Origin of the sequence: Pseudomonas sp. K5002 (assembly GCF_013386655.1) — a bacterium.
Lineage (GTDB): Bacteria > Pseudomonadota > Gammaproteobacteria > Pseudomonadales > Pseudomonadaceae > Aquipseudomonas.
This window is the reverse complement of sequence record NZ_JACARK010001705.1, coordinates 1-804: the sequence shown is the minus strand read 5'-3', so window position 1 is coordinate 804 and position 804 is coordinate 1. Positions and strand designations below refer to the sequence as shown.

At 67.2% G+C, this 804-nt stretch carries 1 protein-coding gene; it reads left to right on the top strand.

Annotation, left to right across the window (positions count from 1 at the left end):
- On the top strand, positions 1–804 hold an 804-nt coding region (locus tag HX846_RS38805; RefSeq protein WP_178967653.1), incomplete at both ends, for a gamma-glutamyltransferase.

Sequence of the window (804 nt, the reverse complement as noted above, 5' to 3'; positions counted from 1 at the left end):
CCGCTGGCCGCCGAAGCCGGGCGGGAAATCCTGCGCAAGGGCGGCTCGGCCATCGACGCCGCGATTGCCATGCAGGCCGTACTGACGCTGGTGGAGCCGCAGTCCTCCGGGATCGGCGGCGGCGCGTTCATCATGCTGTGGGACGGCAAGCAGGTGCACGCCTACGACGGTCGCGAAACCGCACCGGCGGGCGCTACCGAGCGGTTGTTCCTCAACGCCGATGGCACGCCGATGTCGTTCCCGCAGGCACAGATTGGCGGGCGTTCGGTGGCCACCCCGGGGGTGTTGCGTGCCCTGGAAATGGCCCATAAAAAGACCGGCCACCTGCAATGGGCCAAACTGTTTGAGCCGGCCATTCGCCTGGCCGAAGAGGGTTTCCCGATCTCTGCGCGCCTGCACAGCCTGATTGCCGCTGACCGCTACATCAGCCGCTCGCCGGAAATGACCGCGTACTTCCTGAATGCCGACGGCAGCCCGAAGGCCACCGGTACGCTGCTGAAAAACCCGGCGCTGGCCAACGTGTTCAAGCGCATCGCCAAGGAAGGGCCGGACGCGCTGTACTACGGCCCGATTGCCGAAGAAATCACCCGCAAGGTGCAGGGCAACAGCAACGCCGGCAGCCTGACGCTGACCGACCTCAAGGGCTACAGCGCGGTTGAGCGGGCGCCGTTGTGCACCGACTACAAGCGCTGGAAAGTCTGCGGCATGCCGCCGCCGTCGTCGGGCGGGATCGCCATTGCGCAGATCCTCGGCACGTTGCAGGCCCTGGAAGCCCGCGACCCGCGCATGGCCCTCGCGTCGTTG